This window comes from Serratia sp. CY27727 (genome assembly GCF_052169275.1).
Lineage (GTDB): Bacteria > Pseudomonadota > Gammaproteobacteria > Enterobacterales > Enterobacteriaceae > Serratia > Serratia sarumanii.
This window is the reverse complement of the sequence record NZ_JBJNLB010000005.1, coordinates 182,009-208,309: the sequence shown is the minus strand read 5'-3', so window position 1 is coordinate 208,309 and position 26,301 is coordinate 182,009. Positions and strand designations below refer to the sequence as shown.

The window sequence follows — 26,301 nt, the reverse complement described above, 5'->3', positions numbered from 1 at the left end:
GACGAATTATGGCCATGCAATCTCAAGACATCATTCGTAAATCCGCCACCAATGGTTTCACGCCGGCGCCGCGCGCCCGTGACCACCAGGAAGAAGTGGCCAAACTGATCGATGTCACCACCTGTATCGGCTGCAAGGCCTGTCAGGTGGCCTGTTCCGAATGGAACGACATCCGCGACGAAGTGGGGCACAACGTCGGGGTGTACGATAACCCCGCCGATCTGACCGCCAAGTCGTGGACGGTGATGCGCTTCTCCGAGGTGGAGGAAAACGGCAAGCTGGAATGGCTGATCCGCAAGGATGGCTGCATGCACTGCGCCGATCCGGGCTGCCTGAAGGCCTGCCCGTCGGAAGGCGCGATCATTCAGTACGCCAACGGCATCGTCGACTTCCAGTCCGAGCACTGCATCGGCTGCGGCTACTGCATCGCCGGCTGCCCGTTCGACGTGCCGCGCATGAACAAGGACGACAACCGGGTGTACAAGTGCACCCTGTGTGTCGACCGCGTGGACGTCGGCCAGGAACCGGCCTGCGTGAAAACCTGCCCGACCGGCGCCATTCACTTCGGCACCAAGGAAGCGATGAAGCAGGTGGCGGCGGATCGCGTTAGCGAGCTGAACACCCGCGGCTACCAGAACGCCGGTCTGTACGATCCGGCGGGGGTGGGCGGCACGCACGTGATGTACGTGCTGCACCACGCCGACAAACCGCAGCTGTACCACGGTTTGCCGGACAACCCGAGCATCAGCCCGGCGGTGACCTTCTGGAAGGGCGTGTGGAAACCCCTGGCGGCCATCGGCTTTGCCGCCACCTTCGCGGCCAGCGTGTTCCACTATGTCGGCGTCGGGCCTAACCGCGTCGACGATGAGGACGAGCACGACGAGTCGCACGACGAGGAGACGCGCAAATGAGAAAGGAAAAGCCCATTCAGCGTTACAGCGCACCGGAGCGCATCAACCACTGGATCGTGGCGTTCTGCTTTGTGTTCGCCGCCATCAGCGGGCTGGGGTTCTTCTTCCCCTCCTTCAACTGGCTGATGAACATCTTCGGGACGCCGCAGCTGGCGCGCATTCTGCACCCGTTTGTCGGGGTGATCATGTTTGCCGCGTTCCTGCTGATGTTCCTGCGCTACTGGAAGCATAACCTGATCAACCGGGAAGATATCGTCTGGGCCAAGAACATCCACAAAATCGCCATGAACGAGGAAGTGGGTGACACCGGGCGCTATAATTTCGGCCAGAAGTGCGTGTTCTGGGCGGCGATTATCAGCCTGGTGCTGCTGCTGGCCAGCGGCGTGGTGATCTGGCGGCCGTATTTTGCGCCGTCGTTCTCCATCCCGCTGATCCGCATCGCGCTGCTGGTGCATTCGCTGGCCGCGGTCGGCCTGATTATCGTGATTATGGTGCACATTTACGCCGCATTGTGGGTAAAAGGCACCATTACCGCGATGGTGGAAGGCTGGGTGCCGGCGGCCTGGGCCAAGAAACATCATCCGCGCTGGTACCGCGAGGTCCGCGAGAAACGACAGGAAGATAAACCCTGATGAGTATCCGCATCGTTCCTAAAGAGCAGTTAGGGGCACAGCGTGAGAAGTCCTCAACGGCGGAGAACATCCCGCCGTTACTTTTCGCCAACCTGAAAAGCCTGTACAGCCGCCGCGCCGATCGCCTGCGTCAGCTGGCGGTCGACAATCCGCTGGGCGACTATCTGAACTTCGCCGCCGAGCTGGCGCAGGCGCAGCAGCATGCGCTGCACGATAATCCGCTGCAGCTCGATCTTAGCGAAGCGCTGGCGCAGGGTGCCGCCAGCGGCAAACCGCCGCTCGATCTGAGCGTGTTCCCGCGCAGCGAGCACTGGCGCAAGCTGCTGGCGTCGCTGATCGCCGAGCTGCGCCCGCAGGCGCCGGAGCATATCCTGGCGGTGCTGGACAACCTGGAGAAAGCCTCGGCGCACGAGCTGGAGCTGATGGCCGACGCCTTGCTCAACCGCGAGTTCGGCAAGGTGGGCAGCGAGAAGGCGCCGTTCCTCTGGGCCGCGCTGTCGCTCTATTGGGCGCAGATGGCCAGCCTGATCCCCGGCAAGGCGCGCGCCGAATACGGCGAGCAGCGCCAATTCTGCCCGGTGTGCGGCAGCATCCCGGTCTCCAGCATGGTGCACATCGGCACCGTCAACGGCCTGCGCTACCTGCACTGCAACCTGTGCGAAAGCGAATGGCACGTGGTGCGGGTGAAGTGCAGCAACTGCGAGCAGACCCGCGATCTCAACTACTGGTCGCTGGACAGCGAGCAGGCGGCGGTGAAGGCGGAAAGCTGCGGCGACTGCGGCACTTACCTGAAGATCCTGTATCAGGAAAAAGACCCGCAGGTCGAAGCGGTGGCCGACGATCTGGCTTCGCTGGTGCTGGACGCCCGCATGGAAGAAGAAGGCTTCGGCCGCAGCAGCATCAATCCGTTCCTGTTCCCGGCGGAGTAACCGCCCGGCCCCGTTCGCGCGGGGCCGGACCAGCAATTTCAGCACGGGCTTCTGGCATTCGCCCGGACGAGTTGCTACGTTTAGGCCATAACGCGCCAAGCGAAAGGAACCACGATGTTAAACACCCTGGCAAAACTGACCGCGGTCGCCGTGCTGGCGGTCGGACTGGCGGCCTGCGACAACAAAGACGACACCAAACCGGCGGTGCCGCCACCGGACACCAAGCCGACCGTGACGCAGCCCGCGCCACCGCCGCCGCCTGCGCCGGTAGAAACCCCGCCCGCGCCGCCGGGGCTGAACGTGTCGCTGCAGAAGGGCAAAATCACCTTCGAGCTGCCGCCGGGCTTTAGCGATCAAACGCTGAACAGCGGTATCATCAACGACAGCACCTCCACCATTCAGCGCTTTCTCGACGGCAAGTCGCGCCAGAGCGCGGTCTCTTCCGAAGTGATCCCGCCGGACGGCATGAAGCTCAACACCAGCGACAAAATGCTGAAAGAGCTGGCGCAGAGCGCCATCACGGTGCTGGCCGAGCGCTATCAGAATATCCAGACCACCAAAGAAGAGAACTTCAGCGTCGGCAAACAGAAGTTTCGCCGGGTGGATACCGAGCAGACCGTCAACGGGCAAAAGGTGGTCTCCACGCTGGTGTTGACGGTGTTCAACAAGCGGGTGGTGACGCTGCAAATGCTGTCGCCGGCCAAAACGCCGGAAGTGCATCAGGCGCTGGTGCAGCAGATTATCGATACCCTGGCGGTGAAGTAAGGGCGCCACGCCGCGGCCAGGACGAAGCGGAGGAGACCGGATGAAGCTTATCGGCAGTTACACCAGCCCCTTTGTGCGCAAGATTTCCGTGATGCTGCTGGAAAAAGGGATCGCGTTCGAATTCGTCAACGATCCGCCGTATGAGCCAGGCAGCCGGGTGAAGGAGCTTAACCCGCTCGGCAAGGTGCCGGTGCTGATCGCCGATGACGGCGAGGTGTTTTACGATTCGCTGGTGGTGGCCGAATACCTTGAGCTGCTGACGGTGGAGCCGGCGTTTTTGCCGGCCGAACGCGCCGCCGCGCTGCGCGTCCGCCAGGTGGCGGCGCTGGCGGATGGCGTGACCGAAGCGGCGGCGACCCTGTTTCGCGAAAGCCGGCGCGCGCCGGAAAAACAGGACGAAAACTGGATGCTGCGCCAGCGTGACAAACTGACGCACGGGTTGGATGCGCTGGAGGCGCTGGCGCGGGAAAAAACGTGGCTCAATGCCGAGCGGCTGACGCTGGCGGATATCGCCACCGGCTGCGCGCTGGGCTACCTCAATTTCCGCCGCATCCTGCCCAACTGGTGCGTCGAGCGCCCGGCGCTGGTCAAACTGGCCGAACGCCTGTTCGCCCGTGAAAGCTTCGCCCGTACCGCGCCACCCTGAGCTTTTTTCTCCCCCGCCGCGGCGGGGTTTTGCTATGCCGATACGTCTAAATTGAAAACCGAGCGACCATGAGCACTGAATCCCACCTTCTTTACAGCCAACTGCCCGCCATCGACCGCCTGCTGCGTGAACCCGCGATTGAACCGCTGGTGGCGCAGCATGGCCAGACGCTGATCGGCGAACTGCTGCGCCGGCTACAGGCCCAGGCGCGCGACGCGATCGGGCAACAGCAACGTTTACCCGCCTGGTGCGGCGACTGGCCGCAGGCGCTGCGGGCCGAGCTGGCCCGGCAGCAACGCCCGGCTTTGCTGCCGGTGTTCAACCTCAGCGGCACCGTGCTGCACACCAACCTCGGGCGCGCCCTGCTGGCGCAGCCGGTGAAGGAGGCGGTGAGCGCGGTGATGGGGGAGGCGGTGACGCTGGAGTACGATCTGGACGGCGCCGGGCGCGGCCATCGCGATCGGGCGGTGGCGGATCTGCTGTGCCGGCTGATCGGCGCGGAGGACGCCTGCATTGTCAATAACAACGCGGCGGCGGTGCTGCTGATGCTGGCGGCGATCGCCCCCGGTAAAGAGGTGGTGGTGTCGCGCGGCGAGCTGGTGGAGATCGGCGGCGCATTCCGCATACCCGACGTGATGCGCCAGGCCGGCTGCCAACTGGTGGAGGTCGGCACCACCAACCGCACCCATCTGAAAGATTACCGCCAGGCTATCAACGAGCAGACCGGCCTGTTGATGAAAGTGCACACCAGCAACTACAGCATTCAGGGCTTTACCGCGGCGGTCGACGAGGCTGAACTGGCGCAGCTCGGAGCCGAACAGGGCGTGCCGACCGCCACCGATCTGGGCAGCGGCTCGCTGATCGACATGGCGCAGTACGGCCTGCCCGCCGAACCGATGCCGCAGCGGCTGCTGGCCGCCGGCGTCGACTTGGTGACGTTCTCCGGCGATAAGCTGCTGGGCGGCCCGCAGGCCGGGATCATCGTCGGCAAAAAGGCGTTGATCGCCCGCCTGCAGCAGCATCCGCTCAAGCGCGCGCTGCGCGTCGGCAAGCTGACGCTGGCGGCCCTGGAGGCCACGCTGCGGCTCTATCTGCAGCCGGAAAAACTGGCTGAGCAGCTGCCGACGCTGCGGCTGCTGACCCGCCCGCAGCTGGAGATGCAACAGGCGGCCGAACGGCTGCTGGCGGCGCTGGCACCGCGGTTCACCGCCGATTTCGAGCTGCGCGCCGAACCGTGCTGGTCGCAAATTGGCAGCGGTTCGCTGCCGGTGGATCGCCTGCCCAGCTATGCGCTGACCTTCACGCCGCGCGACGGCCGCGGCGCCACGCTGGAAGCGTTGGCCGAACGCTGGCGCCGCCTGCCGCAGCCGGTGATCGGCCGCCTCGGTGACGGCCGGCTGTGGCTGGATCTGCGCTGTCTGGAACAGGAAGGGGCGCTGATCGACGCGCTGAGCGCCTCATGATCATCGCCACCGCCGGCCATGTCGATCATGGCAAAACCACCCTGCTGCAGGCGATCTCCGGGATCAACGCGGATCGCCTGCCGGAAGAGAAGCGCCGCGGCATGACCATCGATCTGGGTTACGCCTACTGGCCGCAGCCGGACGGCCGGGTGCTGGGCTTTATCGACGTGCCCGGCCACGAGAAATTCCTCGCCAACATGCTGGCGGGCGTCGGCGGCATCGACCATGCGTTGCTGGTGGTGGCCTGCGACGACGGCGTGATGGCGCAAACCCGCGAACATCTGGCGATCCTGCGCCTGAGCGGGCGCCCGGCGCTGACGGTGGCGCTGACCAAGGCCGACCGGGTGGACGCGGCGCGTGTCGGCGAGGTACGCCGCCAGGTGCGCGACGAACTGGCGCGCCAGGGCTGGCCCGATGCACCGCTGTTTGTTACCGCGGCGGCGGCGGGAGAGGGTATCGAGGCGCTGCGCGCGCATTTGCTGGCGCTACCCTCCGGCGAGCACGCGCTGACGCGCCGTTTTCGCCTGGCGGTAGACCGTGCGTTCAGCGTCAAAGGGGCGGGGCTGGTGGTGACCGGCACCGCGCTCGGCGGCCGGGTGCAGGTGGGGGATACGCTGTGGCTGACCGGCGCCGACGCGCCGGTGCGGGTGCGCGGCCTGCACGCCCAAAATCAGGCCGTGGAACAGGCGCAGGCCGGGCAACGCATCGCGCTGAACATCAGCGGCGATGTCGATAAAGACCGTGTCGCGCGCGGCGACTGGCTGCTGGCGCAGCGTCCGCCGGAGGCGGCGGAACGCATTCTGGTGGCGCTGGAAGCGGATCGGCCGATCCGCCATTGGCAGCCGCTGCACCTGCACCATGCCGCCAGCCACATCACCGGGCGCATTTCGCTGCTGAACGACGGGCTGGCGGAACTGATCCTCGATCGCCCGCTGTGGCTGGCGGAGAACGATCGGCTGGTGCTGCGCGATATCGGCGCACGGCAAACGCTGGGCGCGGCCCGGGTGCTCAGGCTGAGCGCGCCCAAGCGCGGCAAGCGCCAGCCGGACTACCTGGTATGGCTGCAGGCCCTGGCGAACGCGCAGGACGATGCGCAGGCGCTGACGCTTGAGCTGCCGCACGGCGCGCTGTCTCTGACGGCGTTCGCCTGGGCGCGTCAGTTGACCGACGACGGCCTGGCGGCACTGCTGGCGAACCGCGATCTGCTGATCGTCGGTGACCGGGCGCTGGCGCAGGATCAGGTGCAACAGGCGGAGAGCCGGTTGCTGCAGGTGCTGGCGGAGTACCACCAACAGCACGCCGACCAGCTGGGGTTAGGGCGCGCCCGTCTGCGGCGCATGGCCCTGCCCCAGCAGCCGGAAACGCTGGTGTTTATGATGATCGATCGGCTGCTGAAGGCCGGCGCACTGCGCAATACGCGCGGCTGGCTGCACCTGCCGGAACACGGTCTGGCGTTCAGCGCCGAAGAGGCGCCGCTGTGGGCGCGCATCGAACCGCTGTTCGGCGACGAGCCGTGGTGGGTGCGCGATCTGGCGAGCGAGTTGGGCGAGGAGGAGAGTCGGGTGCGGGCGCTGCTGCGCAAGGCGGCCCAGCTGGGCCATGTGACAGCGGTGGTGGTGGATCGCTATTACCTCAGCCGACGCATCGATCAGTTCGCGGCGCTGATCCGCGAGCTGGATGCGGAGCGGGGCGGCGCCAACGCCGCCGACTTCCGCGATCGGCTCGGCGTCGGGCGCAAGCTGGCGATCCAGGTGCTGGAGTTCTTCGATCGCAGCGGCTTTACCCGCCGCAAGGGTAACGAGCATCTGCTGCGCGACGGTGGGTTGTTCGGCAACTGATTGCGTGTTTTTTGTTCTCTGATGGCGGTATAATCAGCTTTAATCACTTTGATTGATATTGATTGTACTGAGGAGCAAGACGATGAATACGAAAGTCATCACCGCTCATGTCCCGCTGCCTTTGGCTGAAAAGGTGGATGAAATGGCCGCCAAACTTGACCGCTCACGGGGATGGATAGTGAAGCAAGCCCTCACCGCCTGGCTCGAGCAAGAGGAAGAGCGCCGTCGGTTAACGCTGGCGGCGCTGGCCGATGTCGAACAGCAAAACGTTATCGATCATGAATCGGTAGAAGCCTGGGCTGCCAGCCTGGACAGTGACGATCCGCTGCCGGTACCGCGCTGATGGAGTTAAAATGGACGAGTAAGGCGCTATCGGATTTGGCGCGTTTGTTTGAGTTTCTTGCCTTGGCTAACCGTACTGCGGCAGCGAATTCGGTGAAGGCCTTGGTCGCCGCGCCTAAAGCGTTGCTTGATAATCCTCGCCTGGGTGAAAGACTGGACGAGTTTTTACCGCAGGAAGTGAGGCGTATTCTGGTCGGCCGTTATGAGATACGTTACCAGGTGCAGCCGGCAACGATTTATGTTCTGCGTATTTGGCATACCCGCGAAGAGCGATAGGCCGAATTCCCCTACCCGATAAATCTGACGGCGGCCCGGCTGACGTCGGGCGTCTGGGCGGTCAGAAACGCCTGTAAGCGTTCGATCAGCGGCCGTTTCGCCGATTCTTCCGGCCAAACCAGATAGTAACCGTCGCCGGTACGCACGGCGGCGTCACAGGGCAGCGCCAATAACCCCTCCTCAATCGTCCGAAGGCTCAGCGCCAGATCGCCGATCGAGACGCCGTGCCCGGCGATGGCCGCCGTGTTGCCCTGTTCCAGCGAATCAAATACCTGGCCGCGCGTGAGATCGATCGGGGCCGCGATGCCGCTTTTTTGCAGCCAGCGCCGCCAGTCGCGCCGATCGGGCGAAGGGTGGATCAGCGGGCAGGCGGCGAGATCGCGCTGCCCGTCGGCGAGCAGTGCAGGGGCGCAAATCGGGATCAGCCATTCGTCGAACAGCTTGGCGGCGGCGGTGTTGGCACCGAAGTGGCCGTTGCCGAGCAGGATGGCGCAGTCGTAGGGTTCGCTGAAAAAATCCACGCTGTCGATGTCCATCCAGACGCTGGCTGCCTGCACCTCGAACGCCTGCGCCGTTTGCCGGAACCGGCTCAGGCAGTCCAGCAGCCAGCGCAGGGTCAGCGTGGAGGGCGCCTTCAGCCGCAGCAGATCGCGGTGGCTTCTGAACAACTCGCACGCTTGCTCGATGCGGCCAAACCCTTGCTGCAGCTCGGCGGCGAAGATTTTCCCCTGCGGCGTGACCTCGATGCGCGGGCCGTTGCGCTGGAACAGCCGACAGCCGAAGTGCTGCTCCAGCGTTTTGATGTGCTTGCTGACGGCGCTCGGGGTGAGATGCAGCTCCTCGGCGGCCAGCGTGAACGAGCCGGTGCGGGCGGCGCTTTCGAAGGCGCGCAGGGCGTAAAGCGGCGGAAGGGAACTGGCCATCGCGGCGTCTCTAATAATGAGTCTGATTCACAGTAAACGACAGGATTACTCCTTTTTCAAGGCGGGGGCGGCGGCAGGATAATGGCGCGACGCCAACTGACTGAATGTGAGTGAAATAAAGATGAACCTGTCGTTGCTGGCGGCGTATTTCGCCGCCATTTTCTTGCTGATCGCCACGCCGGGGCCGGTGGTGGCGATGGTGGCCAACACCGCGGCGCGCTTTGGTGCCCGGCGCGCGCTGTTGACTGCGCTGGGCAGCAACGGGGCCTCCTTGTTGCTGATCGGCATCGCCGCGCTGATTATCACCGGGCTGTTCGCGGTGGATATGCGCTTGCTGCAGTGGATAGGCCTGCTGGGTTGCCTGTTTATCGGCCGTATGGCGATCGCCTCGCTGTATGAGGATTTATCCGCGCGAACCCCGGATGCGCAGCCCGTTGCGCCGCCGCAAAAACGCTCGGCGATCCTGACCGGTTTTCTGGTGGGCATCGCCAACCCCAAAGACATTATCTTCTTCGTCGCTTTTTTCCCGCAGTTTATCGCCGTCACCCCCTCGATCGGCGCCAGCCTGACGCTGTTGACTGCACTGTGGGTGCTGGCGGACTTCGCCATCTTGCTGGCCTATATCACCCTGCTGTCGGGAACGGCGCTGCAGCGCGCGCGGCGGGCGATCTCTGTCCTGTCGGCGTTGCTGCTGTTGGGGGTGGCGGTGGTGGGAGCGGGGTATGCGCTGTGGGGTCTGCTCGGCTGAAGCCGCATAAAAAAACGCCGGTCGGGAAACCGGACCGGCGTTTATCGTGTTTAAGCCGCGCCGGTCGGCTGCGGCGTGGGGTCGCCGTTGCGGCGTTTGCCGATAAACAGCGCCACCAGCGTCAGCCAGCACAGGCCGCTGATGAGGTTGAACAGGTTGAACAGCCCGCTGCCGCCCCAGACGTAGGCGACCTTGGCCAGCTCGATGCCGATGGTGAACACCATCATGCTCAGCATGCCCATGGTGGCCGACACGGTGCCTTTGCTGACAGTGCTGGAGAACAGCGTCAGGCGGTACAGGCCGGCGTTGGCCAGGCCAATGCCGAAGGCGTACAGGCTCAGGCCGGCGGTCATCCACAGGTAGGCATGGCTGGAGAACTGGGTCGCCAGCGCGGCGATCAGCAGCCCCAGCAGCATTGGGCCCGCGCCCAGCTTGATCAGGCGCTCCACGCTGTTTTTGCCGGTCAGGCGCGCCAGCGTCAGGTTGCCGAGGATCAGCGCGCCGAACACCGGGATTTGCAGCAGGCCGTAATCCAGCGTCGACAGCGACTCACCGCTGATCAGGATCACCGGTGACTGGGCGATCCAGGCCAGCAGCGGCAGGCTGGCGAAACCGATCGCCAAAGCGCCGCACAGGAAGCGGCGGTTGCCCAGCACCTGACGGTAGTCGCGCCACAGGTTGGCGGCGGAAAACGCCTCGCCCTGCAGCGTGGCGGTTTCCGGCATCGCTTTCCACAGGCCGTAGAAGGCGATGGCCGCCAGCGCGGCGAACAGCACGAACATGCTCTGCCACGGCGCGACGTGGATCAGCGCCGCGCCGGCCAGCGGCCCGAGCAGCGGGGCGATCAGCGCCACGTTGGCCATCAGCGCGGTGATCTTGATGCACACCGATTCTTCAAACGACTCCTGGATGGTGGCGTAGCCGACCGCGCCGATAAAGCACAGGCCGATGCCCTGCAGGAAACGCATGGCGATGAACTGCTCGATGGTGGTGACCAACAGGATCGCCAGGCAGGAGACGATAAAGAATGCCACTCCGGCCAGCATCACCGGGCGGCGGCCGCGGCGATCCGACAGCGGCCCGAGCAGCCACTGCAGGAAGATACCGCCGGCCAGATAGGCGGTCATCGAGGTGGGCACCCACTCTTCGCCGGCGTTGAAATCCGCCACGACGGCCAGCATGCCCGGCTGAATCATATCGTTGCCGATATAAGTGGCGAACTCGAACAGCACCAGACAAAGAGGGAATAAAAGCGCCTGTCGGCCCAAACGTGCCGCAGGTGGTAATGTCGTTTTCATATTATTGTACTGATAGTAAAAGAGAAAAAGGAACTGCCAGGGCGGGAAGCGCAAACTGAGCGAGTTGTGGCGGCTATTTTGCCGCCAATTGTTCACCTTCGCAATCATAAGGTGTTGTTTAAGTGCATTCTGATATTTCGCTTTTGGGTTGTCGCCGAACGCCGTGCCCGATAACCTCTTCTTAACATATCAATATGACACAAGATCGGGCGAGCGTTTGAGCGAGAAAATCGGCTGGATAGACAACCTGCGGGCGATAGCGTGCATGATGGTGGTGATGATCCACGCCACCACCTATTACGTCACCAACGGCGCGGCGATAGGGCTGCACAACTGGGATATCGCCAACGCACTGAACTCGCTGTCGCGCGTGTCGGTGCCGCTGTTCTTCATGATTTCCGGCTACCTGTTCTTCGGTGAAAAGAGCGCCGGCCGGCGGCATTTCACCCGTATCGCCTGCTGCATTCTGTTCTACAGCGCCATCGCGCTGATCTATATCGCGGCCTTCACCAAGATCGGCTTCTGGCCGTCGCTGCGCGCCATCCTGCAAAAGCCGGTGTTCTACCACCTGTGGTTTTTCTACGCCATTACGGTGATTTACCTGTTGTCGCCGCTGATCAGCGTCAAGCCGGTGTCGCGCCGTTACTTGGCCGCCGCGCTGGTGGTGTTGGCGGCGATCGCCAACCCGAATACCGACAAGCTGACCTTCGGCAATGCGCACCTGCTGCCGGTTAACCTGTATATCTACGGCGATACCTTCTACTACCTGCTGTATGCGCTGGCCGGGCGGGCGATTGGCATGATGGAGGCGCGCGGGCGCGCCGTGGGCTGGCTGGCGGCGCTGGGATTTGCGCTGTGCGCGGTGCTGATCGCGCGCGGCACCAAGCACCAGCTGTTCATCAACGGCAACTTCGCCGATACCTACTACATCTACAGCGGCCCGCTGGTGTTTATGGCGGCGGTGGCGCTGCTGGTGTGGGTGAAACACTGTTTGCCGCAGCCGATCGGCTGGCTGAGCGCGTTCTCCCGCCATTCGCTGGCGATCTACGGTTTTCACGCCCTTATCGTCAACGTGATGCGCAGCCGGCACCTGGATTTCACCGGCCACCCGCTGCTGGATATCTTCTGGGTGTTCGGCGTGGCGCTGGGGCTCAGCCTGCTGCTGTCTGTCGGCCTGCAGCGGCTGGATACCCGCCGGCTGGTGTCATAGCGGCGAGCGCTGGCGCTGCTGGGCGCGGCGCAGCTGCCGCCCGGAAGAAAAGCCGGCCGCCAGCGCGGCCTTCTCCAACCCATACCCTTGCTGCAGGCGCTGTTGCGCCACCGCCAACCGCAGCTGCTCATGATACTCCCGCACGCTGATGCCGACGTGGTTGCGAAACAGCCGCGCCAGGTGGCGGCTGCTGACGTGCGCTTTTTCCGCCACCTGCGGCACCGACCAGTCGGCCTCCGGCTCGGCGGCCATCATGTCCTGCGCGCGGTGTACCGCCGGGTGCAGGTGGTTGCGATAGCGCAGCCAGGGCGACAGCTGCGGATCGTCACCGGCGCGGCGGAAATAGACCACCATGTCGCGTGCGACGTCGCGCGCCCGGCCGGAGCCGCAGTGGCGGTGGACCAGGTGCAGCGCCAAATCGATGCCGGTGGTGATGCCCGCGCTGGTGTAGACGCCGCGATCTTCGACGAAGATACGGTTCTCTTTCACCTGCGCCGCCGGCGCCTGCCGGCGGATACGTTCGATGACGTCGTGGTGGGTGGTGCACTGATAGCCGTCGAGCAGCCCGGCCTGCGCCGCCAGCAGCGCGCCGGAACAGATGCACACCAGGGTGATGCGCTGCCGCTGCAGATCGGGCCGCAGCGTCGCCAGCCAGCGGCGCGCCTGCTCGGCCTCTTCCCCGGCGAAATAGCGCTGCGAATCGCCGACGCCCGGCAGCACCAGAATCGCGCCGTCTTCCAGGCGTTCGGGCAACGGCTGCAGGCCGCTCAGCGTCATGCCGATGGAGCAGACGATCTGCGGCGCCGGGCTGAGATAATGCAGGCTGAACTGCCCGGCGAGGCGCAGGGTTTCCGCCGGGCCGCTGACGTCCAGCGACAGCACGTTGGGCAACAGCAGAAAATAGACGGCCTGCGACATGGTTACTCCTGTGCGAGTTGCGCCAGCGCCTCATCCACGCTGGCGATGCGGGCGAAACGATCGACCAGTACGGTTTCAGTATGCCGCTTCAGCTGCGCGGGGGTAAAGGTTTCACCGTCGGGATGACGCATCGGGAAGGTCAGCGTCGCCTCGGTGACGAAGGTCACCCGATAACCAAGATCGGACGCTACCCGGGTGGTGGTTTCGCAACACTGTTCGGTGCGGATGCCGGAGACGATCAGGTGGTTGATATCCCGCTCGCGCAACCAGGCGTCGAGGCCGGATTCGGTCAGCGCATTGTGTACGTGCTTATGCACGGTGATATCCGCCTGGTGGGTGAGGAATGGCAGGCGCTGCACATGGCCCGAAGCCAGCGAGAACGGCCCCTGCGGCGAAACGTGCAGCACATCGACCAGCGCTGCGCCGCGTTGTTGGCAACCCGCGATCAGGCGCGTCAGCGCCTGCTGAAACGCCGGCAGATCGTCCTCCTGCCAGAATGGACGGTGCTGGAATGATTGCTGGACATCGATGATCAATAACGCACTCTGTGACATTTTCGGCCCTCCGCCTGTGTGTGTGGCGACCATCTTGCGCCGCTCCTTACTCTGGCAGAAGGCCAAAAACGGCCATCATGATGACAACAGCGGACCGACCTTAGGCTTTGCTCACCTGGCCGGCCACCAGACGCCCCTGATGGAAGGTGGCGCTGCGCGCCGGCAGGCGGGCGACCGCCTCGGCGGAACAGCTGGCGTTGACCAGCACGAACTCGGCGGCGTCGCCGGCTTTTGGCCAGGCGCGCTGGCCCTTATCGTCCAGCGGCAACACGCCGCCGGTGGAGATGGCCATGGCGCGCGACAGGTGATACTCGTCGGAGCCACGGTACAGCTGGGCGTACAGGTTGGCCTTCTCCAGGATGTCGCCGGTGCCGAACGGCGACCAGTGGTCGATCACGCTGTCGGTGCCGGTCATCACGAACACCCCTTTCTCGCTGAGCTGCGGCAGCGGCATCATCAGGCCGCCGATCGGCACCGTGGAGGCGATGGTGATCTGCTGCGCCGCCAGCCGGGTGGCGGTTTCCGCCAGTTCGCCCGGCGTCAGCGTGGTCAGGGCGAAAGCGTGGCTGATGGTGACCTTGCCGCGCAGCGCCGGGTTTTGCTCCACGGTGGCGATCATATAGTTGATGGCGGCGACCCCGGCCGGGCTGGTCTCATGCAGGTGGATATCCACGCCTTTGCCGGTATCGAGGGCGATCTGGAACATGGCGTCCAGCGATTGCTCCATCGCGCCGTCGACGTTGGTAGGATCCAGCCCGCCGACGTACTGCACGCCCATCTGCATCGCTTCGCGCATCAGCGCATCGACTTTGGAGTGCAACAGCCCGTGCTGCGGGAAGGCGACGATTTCACAGCTGAAGTCCGCCCGGTGTTTTTCCAGCGCGCGCTGCAGGTGCTCCAGGCTTTTCAGGCCGCTGACCGGATCGATATTGCAGTGGCTGCGCGCCACGGTGCTGCCCTTGGACTGCAGCAGGGCGATCAGATTTTCCGCCCGCTGCTGCGAGGTGGGCAGCAGTGTCGGGATCAGCGTCTGCTCCAGTGCGATCATGTCCATGATGGTCTTGCCCTGGCGCGGGCGCGGCGCCTGCCACGGGCCGCTGTAGAAGGTTTTGTCCAGGTGGATGTGCATGTCGCGAAACGCCGGCAGCAGCAGCTGGCCCTGCGCCTTATAGCGGGGCACGCCGGCGGGCAACGCGGCGTTGGCGGCGTGAATGGCGGCGATCTTGCCGTCTTTGATCTCCAGCGTGTACAGCGCAGTGCGGGTGCCGATCACCGTTTCGCCGTCGTATTCAAAGCCGTCTTCCAGCCGCACCTCGCTCAGGCAGTAGTGGCGATCGGTCAGGGTCATCGGTGCCGGTGCGCACTGCCCGTCGCCCGGTGAAGCGGCCTGCGCCATGCCACCCGTCAGGCCGATCACCGCGCAGGCGGTGGTAAGTTTGCCGGTTTGGCTGAGGAAGGCTCTGCGGCCCGGTTGTTGAGGGTTTTCCACGTTCGGTTCCTTAATCCAGAGGTGAGGGGTGAAAACATCCCCCAATTTAGGAGAGGAACCGGCCGGTTGGCAGCGACATTTGCCACTGGTGACTATTCGATTTGGTAATGATCGGCGTGTGCCGGCGTTATATCAACCCGCAAAACACCGCCAGCCGCTGGGCCAGCGACAGCGTGGCGGCGGGAGCACCGTCGCGGTAGTAGAGCGCCAGTTCGAAGCTGTCTATCGGCGGCAATCCTTCAGCTTCGCCCAGCACCCGATGCGTGGGCAGACGGCAGCCGGCCGGCAGCAGGGTGATGCCCAGCCCGGCGGCGGAAGCGGCGGTCAGCGCCGCCAGACTGGCGCTGCTGTAGCCGATGCGCCAGCGTTTGCCGAGGTTGTCCAGCGCCTGGCACAGCTCGTCGCGGTACAGGCCGCTGAGCGGAAATACCGCCAGCGGCACCGGCGATTGCTCGATGGCCGGGAAGGCCAGGCTGTCCAGCCACAGCAGCGGTTCCGGCCGCGCGGCGCGCGGCGGTTGCCGGCGGCGCTGCTTCACCAGGATCAGATCCAGCTCTTCACGCGCGTAGGCGCTGTGCAGATCGGCGCTCAGGCCGCTGGCGACGTCCAATCGCAGGTGTGGGTGCTCGCGGCTGAATTCGGCCAGCAGTTCGGTGGTGGGCACGGCGAAATCCTCCGGCATGCCGATCCGCAGCACGCCGTCGCGCCAGATGCCGGTCAGCGCGTCGTGGGCCTCTTCATTCAGCGCGATGATGCGGCGCGCGTAGCTCAACAGCTTGACGCCTTCTTCGGTCAGCAGCACCTGATGCGAGGAGCGCTCAAACAGCGGCTTGCCCAGCATCTCTTCCAGCCGGCGCACCTGCTGGCTGACGGTGGACTGCGACAAAAACACCCGCTCTGCGGCGCGGGTGAAGCTGTTGCTGTCGCATACGGCGACGAAGCTGAGCAGCAGCTGCGGATTGAACATCGGGTAGCGATTCATTTTCCCACTGTTGGCTATTTTATTATTTAATTTTCCAATACTAGCGGCGTTGCCTACAGTAACGCAACGCTGCGGCGATCGCGCTGTGACGTCACACTCTTCATTTTGCAGTACCAGGAATATACCGTGTTAAATCATTCTGTTAATTCACCTTCTTCGCGCCGCTGGTTCAATCCCCTGTTGCTGGCGCTGGTGTTGATCTGCCTGAACATGCGGCCGCTGTTGACCTCGATCGGCCCGTTGCTGCCGACGCTGCGCCAGGCTACCGGGCTGAGCTTTGGCGGCGCGGCGCTGCTGACCGCGCTGCCGGTGCTGATGATGGGCCTGATGGCGTTGGCGGGTGGCGCCATCAACCGGCTGTTCAGCGAACGCAGCGCCGTGGCGTTGAGCCTGTTGGCGATCGGGTTGGGCGCGCTCTGGCGCGAGCTGGCCCCCGGCAGCGTGCAGCTGCTGATGAGCGCGGTGCTCGGCGGGCTCGGCATCGGGGTGATCCAGGCGGTGATGCCCGGTATCATCAAGCATCATTTCCTCAACAGCATGGCGCTGGTGGCCGGGCTGTGGTCGGCGGCGCTGATGGGCGGCGGCGGACTGGGCGCGGCGATCACTCCGTGGCTGATGAGCATAGGGCACGACTGGCACAGCGCGCTGGCCTGGTGGGCGTTACCGGCGCTGGTGGCGCTGCTGGCCTGGTGGCCGGTCAGTCGCGGGCTGTCGCGCCTGAGCGCGGTGGGAGAAAACCGCGGGCCAAGCCTGCTGCGCAACCGGCGCGCCTGGCTGCTCGGCGCCTATTTCGGCCTGATCAACGGCGGCTATACCAGCCTGATCGCCTGGCTGCCACCGTATTACATGCAGCTCGGTTGGCAGCCGCAGGCCAGCGGTTCGCTGCTGGCGCTGATGACCTTCGGCCAGGTGGTGGGCGCGCTGCTGTTGCCGGCGCTGGCGCGCAATCATGACCGGCGGCCGCTGCTGCTGCTGGCGCTGATGATGCAGCTGATCGGCTTTATCGGCCTGATTTACCTGCCGCAGACGCTGCCGTGGCTGTGGGTGTTGGTTTCTGGGCTGGGGCTGGGCGGCGCGTTCCCGCTGTGCCTGGTGCTGGCGCTCGATCACCTGCACCAGCCGGCGGCGGCCGGGCGGCTGGTGGCCTTTATGCAGGGCGTCGGCTTCCTGCTGGCGGGCGTGACACCCTACCTCTCCGGCCTGCTGCGCGACTACAGCGGTGGCTTCGTGCTGGACTGGCAGATCCACGCGCTGCTGGTGGTGGTGCTGATCGCCATCACCTGGCGCTTCCACCCGCACAGCTACCGGCGGGCGTTCGCCGAATAATATTTCTGTCATTGCCGCTCCCTATAGTGACGTTGCTTTTACTTCTGGGCGATAACAACGAAAAGGGACAATGACATGCACAACACCAAAACCCGGCTGGCGCTGCTGGTCGGCTGCATGGCGCTGAGCGCCAACCTGTGGGCCGAGGCGCAGCCGGTACCGGCGACGCTGGCCGGGCATGCGCTGCTGCCGGTGAAATCCACCGTTTCCACGCCGAAGGACGCGCCGAGCGATTTGCAGCTGAGCGGTAAGTACACCAGCGGCAAACGCGTCACCGAGCTGGGCAGCGTGGCGGGCAAATCCGCCGATCGCCTGACCGGCCTCGGCCTGCCGATCGAAGGCCAACCGCTGCAGGGCCACTCAGGCATCAAACACATGCCCGACGGCACCTACTGGGTGCTGACCGACAACGGCTTCGGCAGCAAGGCCAACTCGCCGGACGCCATGCTGTATCTCAACCACTACAAGATCGATTTCAAAGACGGCACGGTTGCGCCGCTGAAGACGGTGTTCCTGCACGATCCGGATAAAAAAGTGCCGTTCCACATCATTAACGAGAGTACCGAGAAGCGTTATCTGACCGGCAGCGATTTCGATCCGGAAAGCTTCCAGTTTGCCGACGATGCCTTATGGATCGGCGAAGAATTCGGGCCTTACCTGATCAAGGCCGACCTGAACGGCAAGGTGCTGGCGGTGTTCGACACCCAGGTGGACGGCAAGGTGGTGAAATCGCCGGACAACCCGACGCTGACCCTGCCGGGCGCGCCGGACGGCAAGCAGAACTTCCAGGTGGCACGCTCCAAAGGCTTTGAAGGCATGGCCGCCTCGCCGGACGGCAGCAAGCTGTACCCGCTGCTGGAAGGGGCGCTGTGGGACGGCGAGCAGTTCGAGAACGTCGGCGGCAAACGCTACCTGCGGGTGCTGGAGTTCGACGTGAAACAGCAGGCCTGGACCGGCCGCAGCTGGCAGTACGTGCTGGAAGACAACCAGAACGCCATCGGCGACTTCAACATGATCGACGCCACCCACGGGCTGGTGATCGAGCGCGACAACGGCGAAGGCACGCCGGATAAAGCCTGCGCCGCAGGCGCGCCGACCGACAACTGCTTCAGCCAGGTGGCCAAGTTCAAACGGGTATATAAAATCGCCTTCTCGGACGCCAACGTCGGCAAACCGGTCGAAAAACTGGGCTATATCGACCTGATGAACATTCAGGATCCTAACAAGCTGGCGCGCAAGCCGCTGAACGACGGCGTGCTGACCTTCCCGTTCTTCACCATCGAGAACGTAGACGTGGTGGACGCCAACCACATCATCGTCGGCAACGACAACAACTTCCCGTTCTCCTCCAGCCGCCAGCCCAATATGGCGGATGACAACGAGTTCATCCTGCTGGACGTGAAGGATTTCCTGAAGTAGTGCTCCCCGGCCGCCGCATCGCCGGCGGCCGCCATTTCCCGCTTAGCGCAGCGAACAAACTGCGCTATAATCAGCGCCTTGCTTCTTCTCTTCTCCAAGGAAGATCCTCGTCCCCGGTGGGGCGGCCGGACTTCAAATCCGGTTGGGGCCGCCAGCGGTCCTGGGCAGGTTCGACTCCTGTGATCTTCCGCCAAAGTTTGTCCTGATAGTTCCTGGTGAATACATAAAAACACAATAAATCAATGCATTGGTTGGTTTTTTGTCCGTATAAGTCCGTGGGCTACTGCCTGAATCCGTGAAAAATGTGTATAGTGATGTGTATAGGTTTTTTATACACATAATCCACTTATACACATGCTCCTAACTGACATACAAATTCGACGCTCCAAACCGCAGGAAAAACCCTACACTCTCAACGACGGCCAGGGTCTGTCCCTTCTTATCAATAAGGACGGTAGTAAGGGCTGGCGTTTCCGCTATCGTTATGCCGGGAAAGCCAAGCTAATGTCTTTCGGCACCTATCCTTTGATATCACTGGCCGAAGCGCGAGAAAAGCGCGTGGAAGCTCGTAAACTGGTTGCGAATGGCATGGATCCAGTAGCCGAGAAAAAGGCGCAAAAGCTCGCGCAGAAGCTTTCTGTAGAGCATTCCTTTGAAGCGATTAGCCGCGAGTGGCACGCGATTAAAGCCGATCGTTGGACGCTGGCCTATAGGGAAGAAATTATGCGTACCTTTGAACAGGATGTGTTCCCGTACATCGGTCAACGTCCGATTGTCGAAATTAAGCCTTTGGAACTGCTGGAAGTGCTACGACGCATTGAAAAGCGTGGGGCATTGGAGAAGACCCGCAAGGTACGCCAGCGCTGTGGAGAGGTGTTTCGCTACGCCATTATTACCGGCAGGGCGGAGTATAATCCAGCTCCAGATCTCGCCAGCGCGCTGGCTGTGCCTAAGCAAAAGCATCATCCGTTCCTTTCGGCTGAGGAGTTGCCTTACTTTGTTAGGGACTTGGAAGGGTATACCGGTAGCATCATCACTAAAAATGCGACGAAAATAGTTATGCTTACTGGCGTACGAACGCAAGAAATGCGCTTTTCCACATGGGATGAAGTTGACTTTGAGAAAGGTATATGGGAAATACCAGCAGAAAGGATGAAAATGAGGAGGCCTCACATTGTTCCTTTATCTACTCAGGTAGTTGACCTATTTAAGCAACTCAAACCTATTACCGGCCATTACCCTTATGTCTTTATTGGCAGAAACAACCGCAGCAAACCGATCTCGAAAGAAAGTGTTTCACAAGTGATTGAACTTATTGGTTATAAAGGACGTGCTACAGGTCACGGATTTAGGCATACGATGTCGACAATTTTACATGAACAGGGATTTGATAGTGCTTGGATCGAAATTCAGTTGGCGCATGCGGATAAGAATTCTATAAGGGGAGTATATAACCATGCTTTATATCTTGAAAAAAGAAGAGAAATGATGCAGTGGTATGCTTCTTTACTATATAAATAATATTTTGGTTGTAAATTCTTAGAGGAAATAAATTATATGGAACTAAAAGAGAAAATAGATATTTATAAACTCTGCATTGATATGGCAGATAAAACTAGTGAGCGTAGACTAAAGACTAATGCATTCATTATAGCAATTAACACAGGTCTTATATCACTTAACAGCTACCTATCAACTGCGGGGTTATCACAAACTGCATGGAGTTCAATTATATGTCTTGTATGTATCATAGTTAATCTGTACTGGATGTTCTTAGTTTCAACATACAAAAAAATAAACGAAGCGAAATATGAAACAATAAACAAGATAGAAAATGACAATAACTTTCCTTTTAAGCCGTTTAATGAAGAGCATGACTACCTTAAATCAAAGTGTTATTTCCATTTAACTTCAATTGAGCGTTTGATTCCCCTAACTCTTATTCTTTTGAATGTGGTTATAATATTATTTACATTTAATTTGGAAACCAAACCCACTCCACAAATGACAATAATAAATATTGTTTCCGAAAGGGCTTAATTAGATTTAAGTATGGCATTGATCGTATCAACGCCATACTTTATTTTCATCGAGTTAATAAATGTACTCTCAATATGCTTTGCATAAGAAAGGTATCCCTTCAACTTATAAACATCTTCAGCACTTAACTTATTAAGTGTATAATGATGTATTAAACTACTAATCATTCTTTTATTTTTTCGGCCCAATGACAATTGGCCGTCATTGTTTATAACTATTCCTGTGACTCGGCGACTCACAGATTTTGATGTATAGATCGTTTTTTTATCATTCAGCCTTAAATGCGGCGACGGTATTTTTCGTAAAATTTTGATTATGTTTTTTTGAAAGCCTATAAGCTTTCCTTTCTCATTGCATGAAAACGTTAGATCATCCGCATATCTTGTATAGGTAATTCCCTCTTTATTACATAGCTCTGTAACTTGCACATCAAATTCGTAAAGAACAGCATTTGAAATAAGCGGCGAACTTGGGGCACCAACACTTAAGGTAAGACCACTTTTTTTTGTTTTTTTATAAAAAAATATTTTATCAATTAATAAAAGGCTAAATGAATCATCTTCAAACCCGTTCTTTATTAGGACATTTCGCAAATCACTGGGTTTTATACTATTGAAAAAATCTGAGAAATCTAACTTAAGAAAATATTCATTTCTTTTGTGTTTTTGCGCGTTTTCTTTGATGCTTTTCCCTTTTACATATGCAAATGCACTTTCATGAATTGGTAAAAAATCAGCTATTTTTTCAATGATAATTCGTTGCATAACCTTCAACTCACGTGAAGGTTGAGCAATTTCACGAACGCCACCACTATTTTTTGGTAAATAATATTTTTTATAGCGATATGGCGCTGTATTAATAAAAACCATAACGTTAGGTGATGGAAGCAGGGTCTTTTTAGAAATAATATCAATTATGTTCATTGATCCTCTCCTTTATCGAATTCAATGCTAACCGCCTTTTCTTATCATCACACCTTGCTACATCATTAATAAAAAGTAGCAAATCGGCTTTTATGCCAACCTCATCAACCGTAAAGCCAGATTTGTTTTTACCCAATCTAATGCATCCTTTTGAACTCTTGGTATAATAATATTTTGTACCTCCATATTCATATACTTCAATATGGAAAAAGGTTTCAAGCAGGAACAGCATTCGCTCTATGTCTTTTTGCAAAGTTGCATTAATACCTAATTCATTTACACACATCATGATTTCTTTTAGTCTAATCGGCATGGCTAAAGAAATAATATGGGTAAGTAAAAAGGCTAAATGGCCTGAGTTATTTACATCAAACTTATATTCCTTTCCATCTGAGGGGGCCAATGAGTTTACATCATCGAGAATTAACTCTAGGTGCTCATTGTAATCCCTTCCATCAATAGGACCAGGGTAAACAATATATGATTTCTCATTAACCTTTTCACGAAGATAGGATAGTGGGCCGAGATAAATAAACGACTCTTTTTTATCATCCTTTACTTCATGTTCAGGGACAATAACTAAAAGTTTTTTATTTATATCATCCAAATTACAAAACAAGCCTAATTCTGCAATGGAGCCACTACTTTCCAAAAATATAATAATCAAAGAGGATAAGTTCGCAATGTCTTTTTCAAATGAAATTAAGTCAGGGTAATGACTTTCTTTTAAATAGTTTTTAAACGCTTCAGCAAGAAGAAGTTTATTAAAAAGCCTAGAGTCATTTTCTTTACAGAATTCATAAAACATGCCTCTCATTGTCGTTTGAGGCTCATTGAATGGTGCAACTTTAGCCCCGCAAAGAAATATTATTTGCTCGTCATAACATACGCGAAAATTCTTAAGATCCCAGCCTGACACATGTTTTTTTAACTTTTCCTCATATTTTTCTTTTTGATTTTTTTCCATGAGTAAAGACTTATATTAATTGCCATAAAAGAAGCTTACGCCACATAGTGGCGTAAGCTTTCGTGTTGCTCTTACCTAGAGGAAGCGCTTGGTGTGCCTCTGGATTGCGCGACGACGTGCAACTAGGAGTGCAATCCAGAGGCACACCAAGCGCAACCCTAAAGCCGTTCAATATAAAAGTGTCTGGCTAAGCGCCCGACAAGCATAACTAAATATGCCATACACGTTTAGAGCCATTAATTTATAACTGATCATTCGTTGGTAGTCCAGATCTTAAGTGCAGCCATGGCGCGCAATGCTATCCCCGCCTCGCCTGCGCACTTCATGTGTCGCTTTTCATGCAGTTGCATGAACGGCCGTAGGCCGCGCCAGTACTGGTGCTGGCGGGGATGAAACGTGCATTTTCTTGCATGCAAAATCATGCACCCTATGCATGCACGCGCAATTTGAGGCTGGCTAGCCAGGAAAAAGGCTGTTTTGGGCGAGGTGGGAGAGGGAATGCCCCGCGATGCTGTCGAGAGCGGCGGGGCGGAGTGTGATTAGTGCAGGGTATGATTGCTGTTGTAGCGGCGATAGCGGTTCAGCGTCCGTTTCTCCGGCGGTGGCAAGGCGTTCTCATCGACCGGTTGCGCCTGTATCGGCTGGCACAGGATTTTATCGACGCTTTCCACCGTCTTGAATGTGCAAGAACAGGTCAGGCTCTGACATTGGTAATACGCCTCTTTTGTCCGTTCCGTGATATAGCGACTGGTGCGAGTATAGGACGCATGGGTGCACAGCGGGCAGCGCATCATGATTGGGCCCCTTTCTCTTGCAGCAGACGGCGTTTTTCCGCCAGTTCTCTTGCCACTTGCGTCCGGCGAATTGGGCTGCTTTGCAGTTCCGGCAATACGCCGGTTTCTTGCGGTATCGTCAGGCCAATCTCATTCAGCACCGGGTGGTCGATATTTTGCGTAGCCATGGTAGCGCGAATGCGGCCTTGTAGGGCGCCCTGTACCTGTAGCTCAATCATCCTCATCGGATTGTCCGCATAGACGCCGTAAGCCCGTGAAGCCAGTGCACACGCCTTGATAACGTCAGGGCTGATTAGCGCCTTGCTCAGCGCATCCACGGCCTGATGCATCGCGTGAGCTGCAAAGGTCGTGAGGGCGTCTTTGTGCGCGCTCACCACCTTCGGGGCTGTGCCGCCGCAGTTGAGGTGAAGCTGCATTTTGTCCAGCTCCATCTCCTCAATCAGTCCGTCGAACTCTTTCGCCAGCTCCCGCTTGGAAATCCGGCTGTGGTGTTGCGCTTGCAGTTCCGGCGTCATTTCTCCGCGCAGTTTGCGAAACAGGGTGCGCCACTGGCTTTCTGCCTCCTGGCTCTGCACTTCGGTGTCTTTCTTCTGTTGGTGGCAGCGGGCAATGCCTGTCACGACGTCGGTCAACGCCTGATAGTTTTTGTCGTGGGCGGCGCGAGCGTCACGCAGGGCTTGCAGTTTATCGGTGATGTATTTCGGTAAGGCGGTGGTGCTCATGGTCGTGTCTCCGGTGTCAGTCAATGTGAAGCTATTCTGCTGACCGCCATACAACATCGCCATTCATCCCGGTTGGAGTGTTCCCAGGACAACAGCCTTGAGCACTGATGAGAAAACCATCAAGCCGTTTTTAGTTTTACCTAAAACTATTCACTACTATTCACCTAAATAAAAAATAGAGATAAATCAGTAAATAATAGGGTGAACACTTCTCGCTAAACTCTTCACCAGGTGTTCACCACTGTTCACCCAGCCCAAAACAGCCTTTTCCCTGGCTAGCGGTGGTTAGTCTGTTTATACCTATTCATTAGCAATGAATTCATTGTTGAAAACTATGGGGTAATGTTGAGGAAGGGTGAGGAGTAGTGAGGATTGCTGAGCTATTATAATTTGTTGTTTTTATAACCATTTCTTGACGAGCTACACAACAACACCTTGTTGCCACCCCGGTAAATATTCACATAATAGGGCGCTACCGAAGTTCACACAGTCCCGGCCAGCGTTGGCTGGACACAAAGAGGTAGCGTTTTTATGTTGACCGTTTCCACCCCCACTCCATCCACCCTGTCGCCGGTTATTCCTGGCAGTTACACCCCACGCGAGCGCTTTATTCGTCTGCCGGAAGTGCTCTACACCACCGGTCTATCCCGCTCCACCGTGTACGAGATGATGAGCCGCCGGCAGTTCCCGGCTCAGGTCTCCCTCGGCGGTAAAAACGTCGCCTGGCTGGCCTCCGAGGTCGAGCAGTGGATGGACGAACGTATCGCCAACCGTCACCAGGGGGCCGCCGTATGATGCAGTTAACCTTTGGTCGCCAGCATTTCACCCTCGATGAGCGCGACGCGCTGTTTGTGGCGGAAGCTATCCTGTTGCAGCGTAAAGAGCCTGGCGTCGTCTTGCCGGAGCACCGCAGCGAAAAACACGGCGTTATTCGTCTGGCGAGTCGCCAGGCTGAGCCGCGCCTGTTCCGTGCCGGGCCGGTGCCGCTGACTTGCGCGGCTGCCGATACTCGCAACGACCAGCTTACCGACTGTTGATCACTATGCGATCGATTGAACGTCCGGGGGCGTCTTACGGCTTGCCCCCACGTCTGGCCCTGCGCTATAGTCCTCCCGCTGTCGCAAAATCGGCAGCCGGGCGTGAGAACCCGAGTTTAATCTTGGCGACAAATGAACACGCGCCACGCGTGTTTTTTTATGTCACAGCCTTAGTGTGCTCATTTTTTGCGCGGTGCATGTTATGCTACCGCAGCAGTCAATCAATGGTGGCTCAGGCGGGGCAGCCTTTGTGCTGGCCGGTTTCCAAGGTTGCCGGTTTCTCACCCCCGTCTGGGCTACCACCCTTGCGTGAGAACTTCGGTGGTAGCGGTAATCCATTAACCTTGGAGGCTGCCACCATGGCTACGACCCTCACCCCGACTCATCCTACATTCTGCTTTTTGTTTGCGGCCGTGCGCCGTTCTGCGTTGACTGCCGCCCCGCGTATCGTGCGCACCGTGGCGGATTCTGAGCACAACGCTCGCCGCGTGCTGGCCCGTGATTATGTGTTGTCCTTTGCCGGTCGTCTGCCGGTTAAGGCGGCAGCATGAACACCCTGGCCGACCGTTATTACCGCGACACCCATTACCCTATCCCGCACGCCGATTTTCTGCGTCTCCAGCATGCGCACGCCACCGGCGTGCTGTTCCTTGACCTGCTGGACACCCTCGACCTCGGCGGGCAGCGCCCCGACGCCGTGCAACAGGCATCGTTTGCCTCGGTCATTGCCTTGTTGACTGACCAGCTCGGCCACGTCGTCAACACCTGTGAAACCCAAATCCTTGCCCGCATGGAGGCCACCGCCGCATGAACACTGCATCCTGTTTACCGATTGAAGTCCGTACCGCCGTTTTCCGCCGCGCCGTGGCGCAAGCCTATCTGGATACCTGCGCCTTTTACCGGGTGAGCCTCGGGTACACGCTGGACGAGCTGCAGATGACGATTGCCCTGCGTCTGGAGGGGCATTTTGTGCGTCAGTACGGCGCAGAGGACGGCATGGATATGGCGTGCACCCTGCTGAGCGACATGGTGCAGCCGGACGTTCTGGTGGCTGCGCCGCGCCTGACCGCGCTGGGGCAAAAGATGATGGACGAGCTGTGCTGCGAGCGCCTGTCGGCATCGCAGAACGCCACCGTACACTGAGGAGAG

30 protein-coding genes and 1 tRNA gene are annotated in these 26,301 nt (G+C 59.3%); 21 read left to right on the top strand and 10 right to left on the bottom strand.

What is annotated here, in order from left to right; translation table 11 throughout:
- Positions 1-8: 8 nt before the first annotated feature.
- The 9 genes from fdxH to ACJ8HB_RS15020 all read left to right on the top strand — a co-directional run bounded on the left by fdxH (position 9) and on the right by ACJ8HB_RS15020 (position 7,802).
- Positions 9-911 (top strand): formate dehydrogenase subunit beta, encoded by a 903-nt coding sequence (gene fdxH, locus ACJ8HB_RS15060; RefSeq protein WP_033649532.1) that lies wholly within the window; start codon positions 9-11, stop codon positions 909-911.
- Entirely contained in the window at positions 908-1,543 is a 636-nt protein-coding gene (gene fdoI, locus ACJ8HB_RS15055) for a formate dehydrogenase cytochrome b556 subunit (protein ID WP_004934017.1), read from the top strand. The genes fdxH and fdoI overlap by 4 nt, the downstream gene beginning before the upstream one ends.
- Entirely contained in the window at positions 1,543-2,472 is a 930-nt protein-coding gene (fdhE, locus tag ACJ8HB_RS15050) for a formate dehydrogenase accessory protein FdhE (RefSeq protein WP_033649531.1), read from the top strand. The genes fdoI and fdhE overlap by 1 nt, the downstream gene beginning before the upstream one ends.
- A gap of 114 nt (positions 2,473-2,586) precedes the next feature.
- Entirely contained in the window at positions 2,587-3,237 is a 651-nt protein-coding gene (locus ACJ8HB_RS15045) for a DcrB-related protein (protein WP_033649530.1), read from the top strand.
- Positions 3,238-3,277: 40 nt separating this feature from the next.
- Complete coding sequence (locus ACJ8HB_RS15040; protein ID WP_047569924.1) at positions 3,278-3,883, top strand: glutathione S-transferase; 606 nt, start codon at positions 3,278-3,280, stop codon at positions 3,881-3,883.
- A gap of 68 nt (positions 3,884-3,951) precedes the next feature.
- Positions 3,952-5,346: an L-seryl-tRNA(Sec) selenium transferase gene (selA, locus tag ACJ8HB_RS15035; protein WP_047569922.1), complete on the top strand. Its 1,395-nt coding sequence runs from the start codon at positions 3,952-3,954 to the stop codon at positions 5,344-5,346.
- Positions 5,343-7,184, top strand: coding sequence for a selenocysteine-specific translation elongation factor (selB, locus tag ACJ8HB_RS15030; RefSeq protein ID WP_047569921.1), 1,842 nt, complete (start codon positions 5,343-5,345; stop codon positions 7,182-7,184). Before selA ends, selB begins: the two co-directional genes overlap by 4 nt.
- An 82-nt stretch (positions 7,185-7,266) precedes the next feature.
- The gene (locus tag ACJ8HB_RS15025) at positions 7,267-7,527 is read left to right on the top strand and encodes a CopG family ribbon-helix-helix protein (protein WP_047569919.1); all 261 of its coding nucleotides are present in this window, start codon (positions 7,267-7,269) and stop codon (positions 7,525-7,527) included.
- Positions 7,527-7,802: a type II toxin-antitoxin system RelE/ParE family toxin gene (locus ACJ8HB_RS15020; RefSeq protein WP_033636570.1), complete on the top strand. Its 276-nt coding sequence runs from the start codon at positions 7,527-7,529 to the stop codon at positions 7,800-7,802. Before ACJ8HB_RS15025 ends, ACJ8HB_RS15020 begins: the two co-directional genes overlap by 1 nt.
- A gap of 11 nt (positions 7,803-7,813) precedes the next feature.
- On the opposite strand, the gene ACJ8HB_RS15015 is transcribed toward ACJ8HB_RS15020, so the two are convergent.
- The gene (locus ACJ8HB_RS15015; protein ID WP_033636572.1) at positions 7,814-8,725 is read right to left on the bottom strand and encodes a LysR family transcriptional regulator; all 912 of its coding nucleotides are present in this window, start codon (positions 8,723-8,725) and stop codon (positions 7,814-7,816) included.
- 121 nt (positions 8,726-8,846) lie between these two features.
- Between ACJ8HB_RS15015 and ACJ8HB_RS15010 the strand changes: the two genes are divergently transcribed.
- Entirely contained in the window at positions 8,847-9,473 is a 627-nt protein-coding gene (locus ACJ8HB_RS15010; protein ID WP_047569917.1) for a LysE family translocator, read from the top strand.
- A gap of 50 nt (positions 9,474-9,523) precedes the next feature.
- Here the strand turns inward: ACJ8HB_RS15010 and ACJ8HB_RS15005 are convergent, their stop codons facing one another.
- Complete coding sequence (locus tag ACJ8HB_RS15005; RefSeq protein ID WP_047571709.1) at positions 9,524-10,771, bottom strand: MFS transporter; 1,248 nt, start codon at positions 10,769-10,771, stop codon at positions 9,524-9,526.
- 217 nt (positions 10,772-10,988) lie between these two features.
- Between ACJ8HB_RS15005 and ACJ8HB_RS15000 the strand changes: the two genes are divergently transcribed.
- Positions 10,989-11,981, top strand: coding sequence for an acyltransferase (locus ACJ8HB_RS15000; RefSeq protein WP_047569913.1), 993 nt, complete (start codon positions 10,989-10,991; stop codon positions 11,979-11,981).
- Here ACJ8HB_RS15000 and ACJ8HB_RS14995 read toward each other — a convergent pair.
- The 4 genes from ACJ8HB_RS14995 to ACJ8HB_RS14980 form a co-directional block, all read right to left on the bottom strand.
- Positions 11,976-12,899: a GlxA family transcriptional regulator gene (locus tag ACJ8HB_RS14995; protein WP_094860177.1), complete on the bottom strand. Its 924-nt coding sequence runs from the start codon at positions 12,897-12,899 to the stop codon at positions 11,976-11,978. The genes ACJ8HB_RS15000 and ACJ8HB_RS14995 overlap by 6 nt on opposite strands.
- A 2-nt stretch (positions 12,900-12,901) precedes the next feature.
- A complete protein-coding gene (locus ACJ8HB_RS14990) occupies positions 12,902-13,453 on the bottom strand; it encodes an isochorismatase family protein (RefSeq protein ID WP_033636578.1) in 552 nt (183 codons plus the stop codon).
- Positions 13,454-13,553: 100 nt separating this feature from the next.
- A complete protein-coding gene (locus tag ACJ8HB_RS14985; protein ID WP_094860178.1) occupies positions 13,554-14,942 on the bottom strand; it encodes an amidohydrolase family protein in 1,389 nt (462 codons plus the stop codon).
- A 127-nt stretch (positions 14,943-15,069) separates the two neighbouring features.
- Complete coding sequence (locus ACJ8HB_RS14980; RefSeq protein ID WP_047569907.1) at positions 15,070-15,924, bottom strand: LysR family transcriptional regulator; 855 nt, start codon at positions 15,922-15,924, stop codon at positions 15,070-15,072.
- 126 nt (positions 15,925-16,050) lie between these two features.
- On the opposite strand from ACJ8HB_RS14980, the gene ACJ8HB_RS14975 reads away from it, so the two are divergent.
- From ACJ8HB_RS14975 to ACJ8HB_RS14955, 5 genes are all read left to right on the top strand, one after another.
- On the top strand, positions 16,051-17,250 hold the full coding sequence (locus tag ACJ8HB_RS14975; RefSeq protein ID WP_052133473.1) for a cyanate transporter: 1,200 nt from the start codon (positions 16,051-16,053) through the stop codon (positions 17,248-17,250).
- Between the two features lie 75 nt (positions 17,251-17,325).
- Complete coding sequence (locus tag ACJ8HB_RS14970; protein WP_047569905.1) at positions 17,326-18,669, top strand: esterase-like activity of phytase family protein; 1,344 nt, start codon at positions 17,326-17,328, stop codon at positions 18,667-18,669.
- A gap of 98 nt (positions 18,670-18,767) precedes the next feature.
- Positions 18,768-18,862 (top strand) — tRNA-Sec (locus tag ACJ8HB_RS14965).
- A gap of 161 nt (positions 18,863-19,023) precedes the next feature.
- Positions 19,024-20,190, top strand: a complete 1,167-nt coding sequence (locus ACJ8HB_RS14960) for a tyrosine-type recombinase/integrase (protein WP_047569902.1) — start codon at positions 19,024-19,026, stop codon at positions 20,188-20,190.
- Between the two features lie 36 nt (positions 20,191-20,226).
- Positions 20,227-20,709, top strand: coding sequence for a RipA family octameric membrane protein (locus ACJ8HB_RS14955; RefSeq protein ID WP_072021598.1), 483 nt, complete (start codon positions 20,227-20,229; stop codon positions 20,707-20,709).
- Here the strand turns inward: ACJ8HB_RS14955 and ACJ8HB_RS14950 are convergent.
- The 4 genes from ACJ8HB_RS14950 to ACJ8HB_RS14935 all read right to left on the bottom strand — a co-directional run bounded on the left by ACJ8HB_RS14950 (position 20,706) and on the right by ACJ8HB_RS14935 (position 24,115).
- Positions 20,706-21,632 (bottom strand): retron St85 family RNA-directed DNA polymerase, encoded by a 927-nt coding sequence (locus tag ACJ8HB_RS14950; RefSeq protein ID WP_072021597.1) that lies wholly within the window; start codon positions 21,630-21,632, stop codon positions 20,706-20,708. The genes ACJ8HB_RS14955 and ACJ8HB_RS14950 overlap by 4 nt on opposite strands.
- Positions 21,619-22,599 (bottom strand): retron St85 family effector protein, encoded by a 981-nt coding sequence (locus tag ACJ8HB_RS14945; protein WP_047569901.1) that lies wholly within the window; start codon positions 22,597-22,599, stop codon positions 21,619-21,621. The genes ACJ8HB_RS14950 and ACJ8HB_RS14945 overlap by 14 nt, the downstream gene beginning before the upstream one ends.
- Positions 22,600-23,138: 539 nt before the next feature.
- Positions 23,139-23,393: an ogr/Delta-like zinc finger family protein gene (locus ACJ8HB_RS14940; protein WP_047569899.1), complete on the bottom strand. Its 255-nt coding sequence runs from the start codon at positions 23,391-23,393 to the stop codon at positions 23,139-23,141.
- On the bottom strand, positions 23,390-24,115 hold the full coding sequence (locus ACJ8HB_RS14935) for a hypothetical protein (RefSeq protein WP_047571707.1): 726 nt from the start codon (positions 24,113-24,115) through the stop codon (positions 23,390-23,392). Before ACJ8HB_RS14935 ends, ACJ8HB_RS14940 begins: the two co-directional genes overlap by 4 nt.
- Positions 24,116-24,646: 531 nt before the next feature.
- Between ACJ8HB_RS14935 and ACJ8HB_RS14930 the strand changes: the two genes are divergently transcribed.
- From ACJ8HB_RS14930 to ACJ8HB_RS14910, 5 genes are read left to right on the top strand one after another with little or no spacing between them, the layout of a single operon-like run.
- A complete protein-coding gene (locus ACJ8HB_RS14930) occupies positions 24,647-24,910 on the top strand; it encodes a helix-turn-helix transcriptional regulator (RefSeq protein ID WP_047569897.1) in 264 nt (87 codons plus the stop codon).
- A complete protein-coding gene (locus ACJ8HB_RS14925; RefSeq protein ID WP_033638862.1) occupies positions 24,907-25,152 on the top strand; it encodes a hypothetical protein in 246 nt (81 codons plus the stop codon). Before ACJ8HB_RS14930 ends, ACJ8HB_RS14925 begins: the two co-directional genes overlap by 4 nt.
- 5 nt (positions 25,153-25,157) lie before the next feature.
- Positions 25,158-25,703, top strand: a complete 546-nt coding sequence (locus ACJ8HB_RS14920) for a host cell division inhibitor Icd-like protein (RefSeq protein WP_072021636.1) — start codon at positions 25,158-25,160, stop codon at positions 25,701-25,703.
- Positions 25,700-25,963, top strand: coding sequence for a hypothetical protein (locus tag ACJ8HB_RS14915; RefSeq protein WP_016928972.1), 264 nt, complete (start codon positions 25,700-25,702; stop codon positions 25,961-25,963). Before ACJ8HB_RS14920 ends, ACJ8HB_RS14915 begins: the two co-directional genes overlap by 4 nt.
- Positions 25,960-26,295 carry a DUF5375 family protein gene (locus ACJ8HB_RS14910; RefSeq protein ID WP_047569894.1) on the top strand — a complete coding sequence of 112 codons (336 nt, stop codon included), beginning with the start codon at positions 25,960-25,962 and terminating at the stop codon, positions 26,293-26,295. The genes ACJ8HB_RS14915 and ACJ8HB_RS14910 overlap by 4 nt, the downstream gene beginning before the upstream one ends.
- The last annotated feature ends 6 nt before the right edge of the window (positions 26,296-26,301 follow it).

What these genes read in the sequence shown, in the direction of transcription:
- ACJ8HB_RS15025 (WP_047569919.1), top strand. Translation starts at nt 7,267, where the DNA reads ATGAATACGAAAGTCATCACCGCTCATGTCCCGCTGCCTTTGGCTGAA.
- ACJ8HB_RS14970 (WP_047569905.1), top strand. Translation starts at nt 17,326, where the DNA reads ATGCACAACACCAAAACCCGGCTGGCGCTGCTGGTCGGCTGCATGGCG.
- ACJ8HB_RS14915 (WP_016928972.1), top strand. Translation starts at nt 25,700, where the DNA reads ATGAACACCCTGGCCGACCGTTATTACCGCGACACCCATTACCCTATC.
- ACJ8HB_RS15010 (WP_047569917.1), top strand. Translation starts at nt 8,847, where the DNA reads ATGAACCTGTCGTTGCTGGCGGCGTATTTCGCCGCCATTTTCTTGCTG.
- fdoI (WP_004934017.1), top strand. Translation starts at nt 908, where the DNA reads ATGAGAAAGGAAAAGCCCATTCAGCGTTACAGCGCACCGGAGCGCATC.
- ACJ8HB_RS14940 (WP_047569899.1), bottom strand. Translation starts at nt 23,393, where the DNA reads ATGATGCGCTGCCCGCTGTGCACCCATGCGTCCTATACTCGCACCAGT.
- ACJ8HB_RS15020 (WP_033636570.1), top strand. Translation starts at nt 7,527, where the DNA reads ATGGAGTTAAAATGGACGAGTAAGGCGCTATCGGATTTGGCGCGTTTG.
- ACJ8HB_RS14935 (WP_047571707.1), bottom strand. Translation starts at nt 24,115, where the DNA reads ATGAGCACCACCGCCTTACCGAAATACATCACCGATAAACTGCAAGCC.
- ACJ8HB_RS14910 (WP_047569894.1), top strand. Translation starts at nt 25,960, where the DNA reads ATGAACACTGCATCCTGTTTACCGATTGAAGTCCGTACCGCCGTTTTC.
- ACJ8HB_RS14960 (WP_047569902.1), top strand. Translation starts at nt 19,024, where the DNA reads ATGCTCCTAACTGACATACAAATTCGACGCTCCAAACCGCAGGAAAAA.
- ACJ8HB_RS14990 (WP_033636578.1), bottom strand. Translation starts at nt 13,453, where the DNA reads ATGTCACAGAGTGCGTTATTGATCATCGATGTCCAGCAATCATTCCAG.
- ACJ8HB_RS14980 (WP_047569907.1), bottom strand. Translation starts at nt 15,924, where the DNA reads ATGAATCGCTACCCGATGTTCAATCCGCAGCTGCTGCTCAGCTTCGTC.
- ACJ8HB_RS15015 (WP_033636572.1), bottom strand. Translation starts at nt 8,725, where the DNA reads ATGGCCAGTTCCCTTCCGCCGCTTTACGCCCTGCGCGCCTTCGAAAGC.
- ACJ8HB_RS15040 (WP_047569924.1), top strand. Translation starts at nt 3,278, where the DNA reads ATGAAGCTTATCGGCAGTTACACCAGCCCCTTTGTGCGCAAGATTTCC.
- ACJ8HB_RS14950 (WP_072021597.1), bottom strand. Translation starts at nt 21,632, where the DNA reads ATGAACATAATTGATATTATTTCTAAAAAGACCCTGCTTCCATCACCT.
- fdhE (WP_033649531.1), top strand. Translation starts at nt 1,543, where the DNA reads ATGAGTATCCGCATCGTTCCTAAAGAGCAGTTAGGGGCACAGCGTGAG.
- ACJ8HB_RS14955 (WP_072021598.1), top strand. Translation starts at nt 20,227, where the DNA reads ATGGAACTAAAAGAGAAAATAGATATTTATAAACTCTGCATTGATATG.
- selA (WP_047569922.1), top strand. Translation starts at nt 3,952, where the DNA reads ATGAGCACTGAATCCCACCTTCTTTACAGCCAACTGCCCGCCATCGAC.
- ACJ8HB_RS14995 (WP_094860177.1), bottom strand. Translation starts at nt 12,899, where the DNA reads ATGTCGCAGGCCGTCTATTTTCTGCTGTTGCCCAACGTGCTGTCGCTG.
- ACJ8HB_RS14930 (WP_047569897.1), top strand. Translation starts at nt 24,647, where the DNA reads ATGTTGACCGTTTCCACCCCCACTCCATCCACCCTGTCGCCGGTTATT.
- selB (WP_047569921.1), top strand. Translation starts at nt 5,343, where the DNA reads ATGATCATCGCCACCGCCGGCCATGTCGATCATGGCAAAACCACCCTG.
- ACJ8HB_RS14920 (WP_072021636.1), top strand. Translation starts at nt 25,158, where the DNA reads ATGCGATCGATTGAACGTCCGGGGGCGTCTTACGGCTTGCCCCCACGT.
- ACJ8HB_RS14925 (WP_033638862.1), top strand. Translation starts at nt 24,907, where the DNA reads ATGATGCAGTTAACCTTTGGTCGCCAGCATTTCACCCTCGATGAGCGC.
- ACJ8HB_RS15005 (WP_047571709.1), bottom strand. Translation starts at nt 10,771, where the DNA reads ATGAAAACGACATTACCACCTGCGGCACGTTTGGGCCGACAGGCGCTT.
- ACJ8HB_RS14945 (WP_047569901.1), bottom strand. Translation starts at nt 22,599, where the DNA reads ATGGAAAAAAATCAAAAAGAAAAATATGAGGAAAAGTTAAAAAAACAT.
- fdxH (WP_033649532.1), top strand. Translation starts at nt 9, where the DNA reads ATGGCCATGCAATCTCAAGACATCATTCGTAAATCCGCCACCAATGGT.
- ACJ8HB_RS15045 (WP_033649530.1), top strand. Translation starts at nt 2,587, where the DNA reads ATGTTAAACACCCTGGCAAAACTGACCGCGGTCGCCGTGCTGGCGGTC.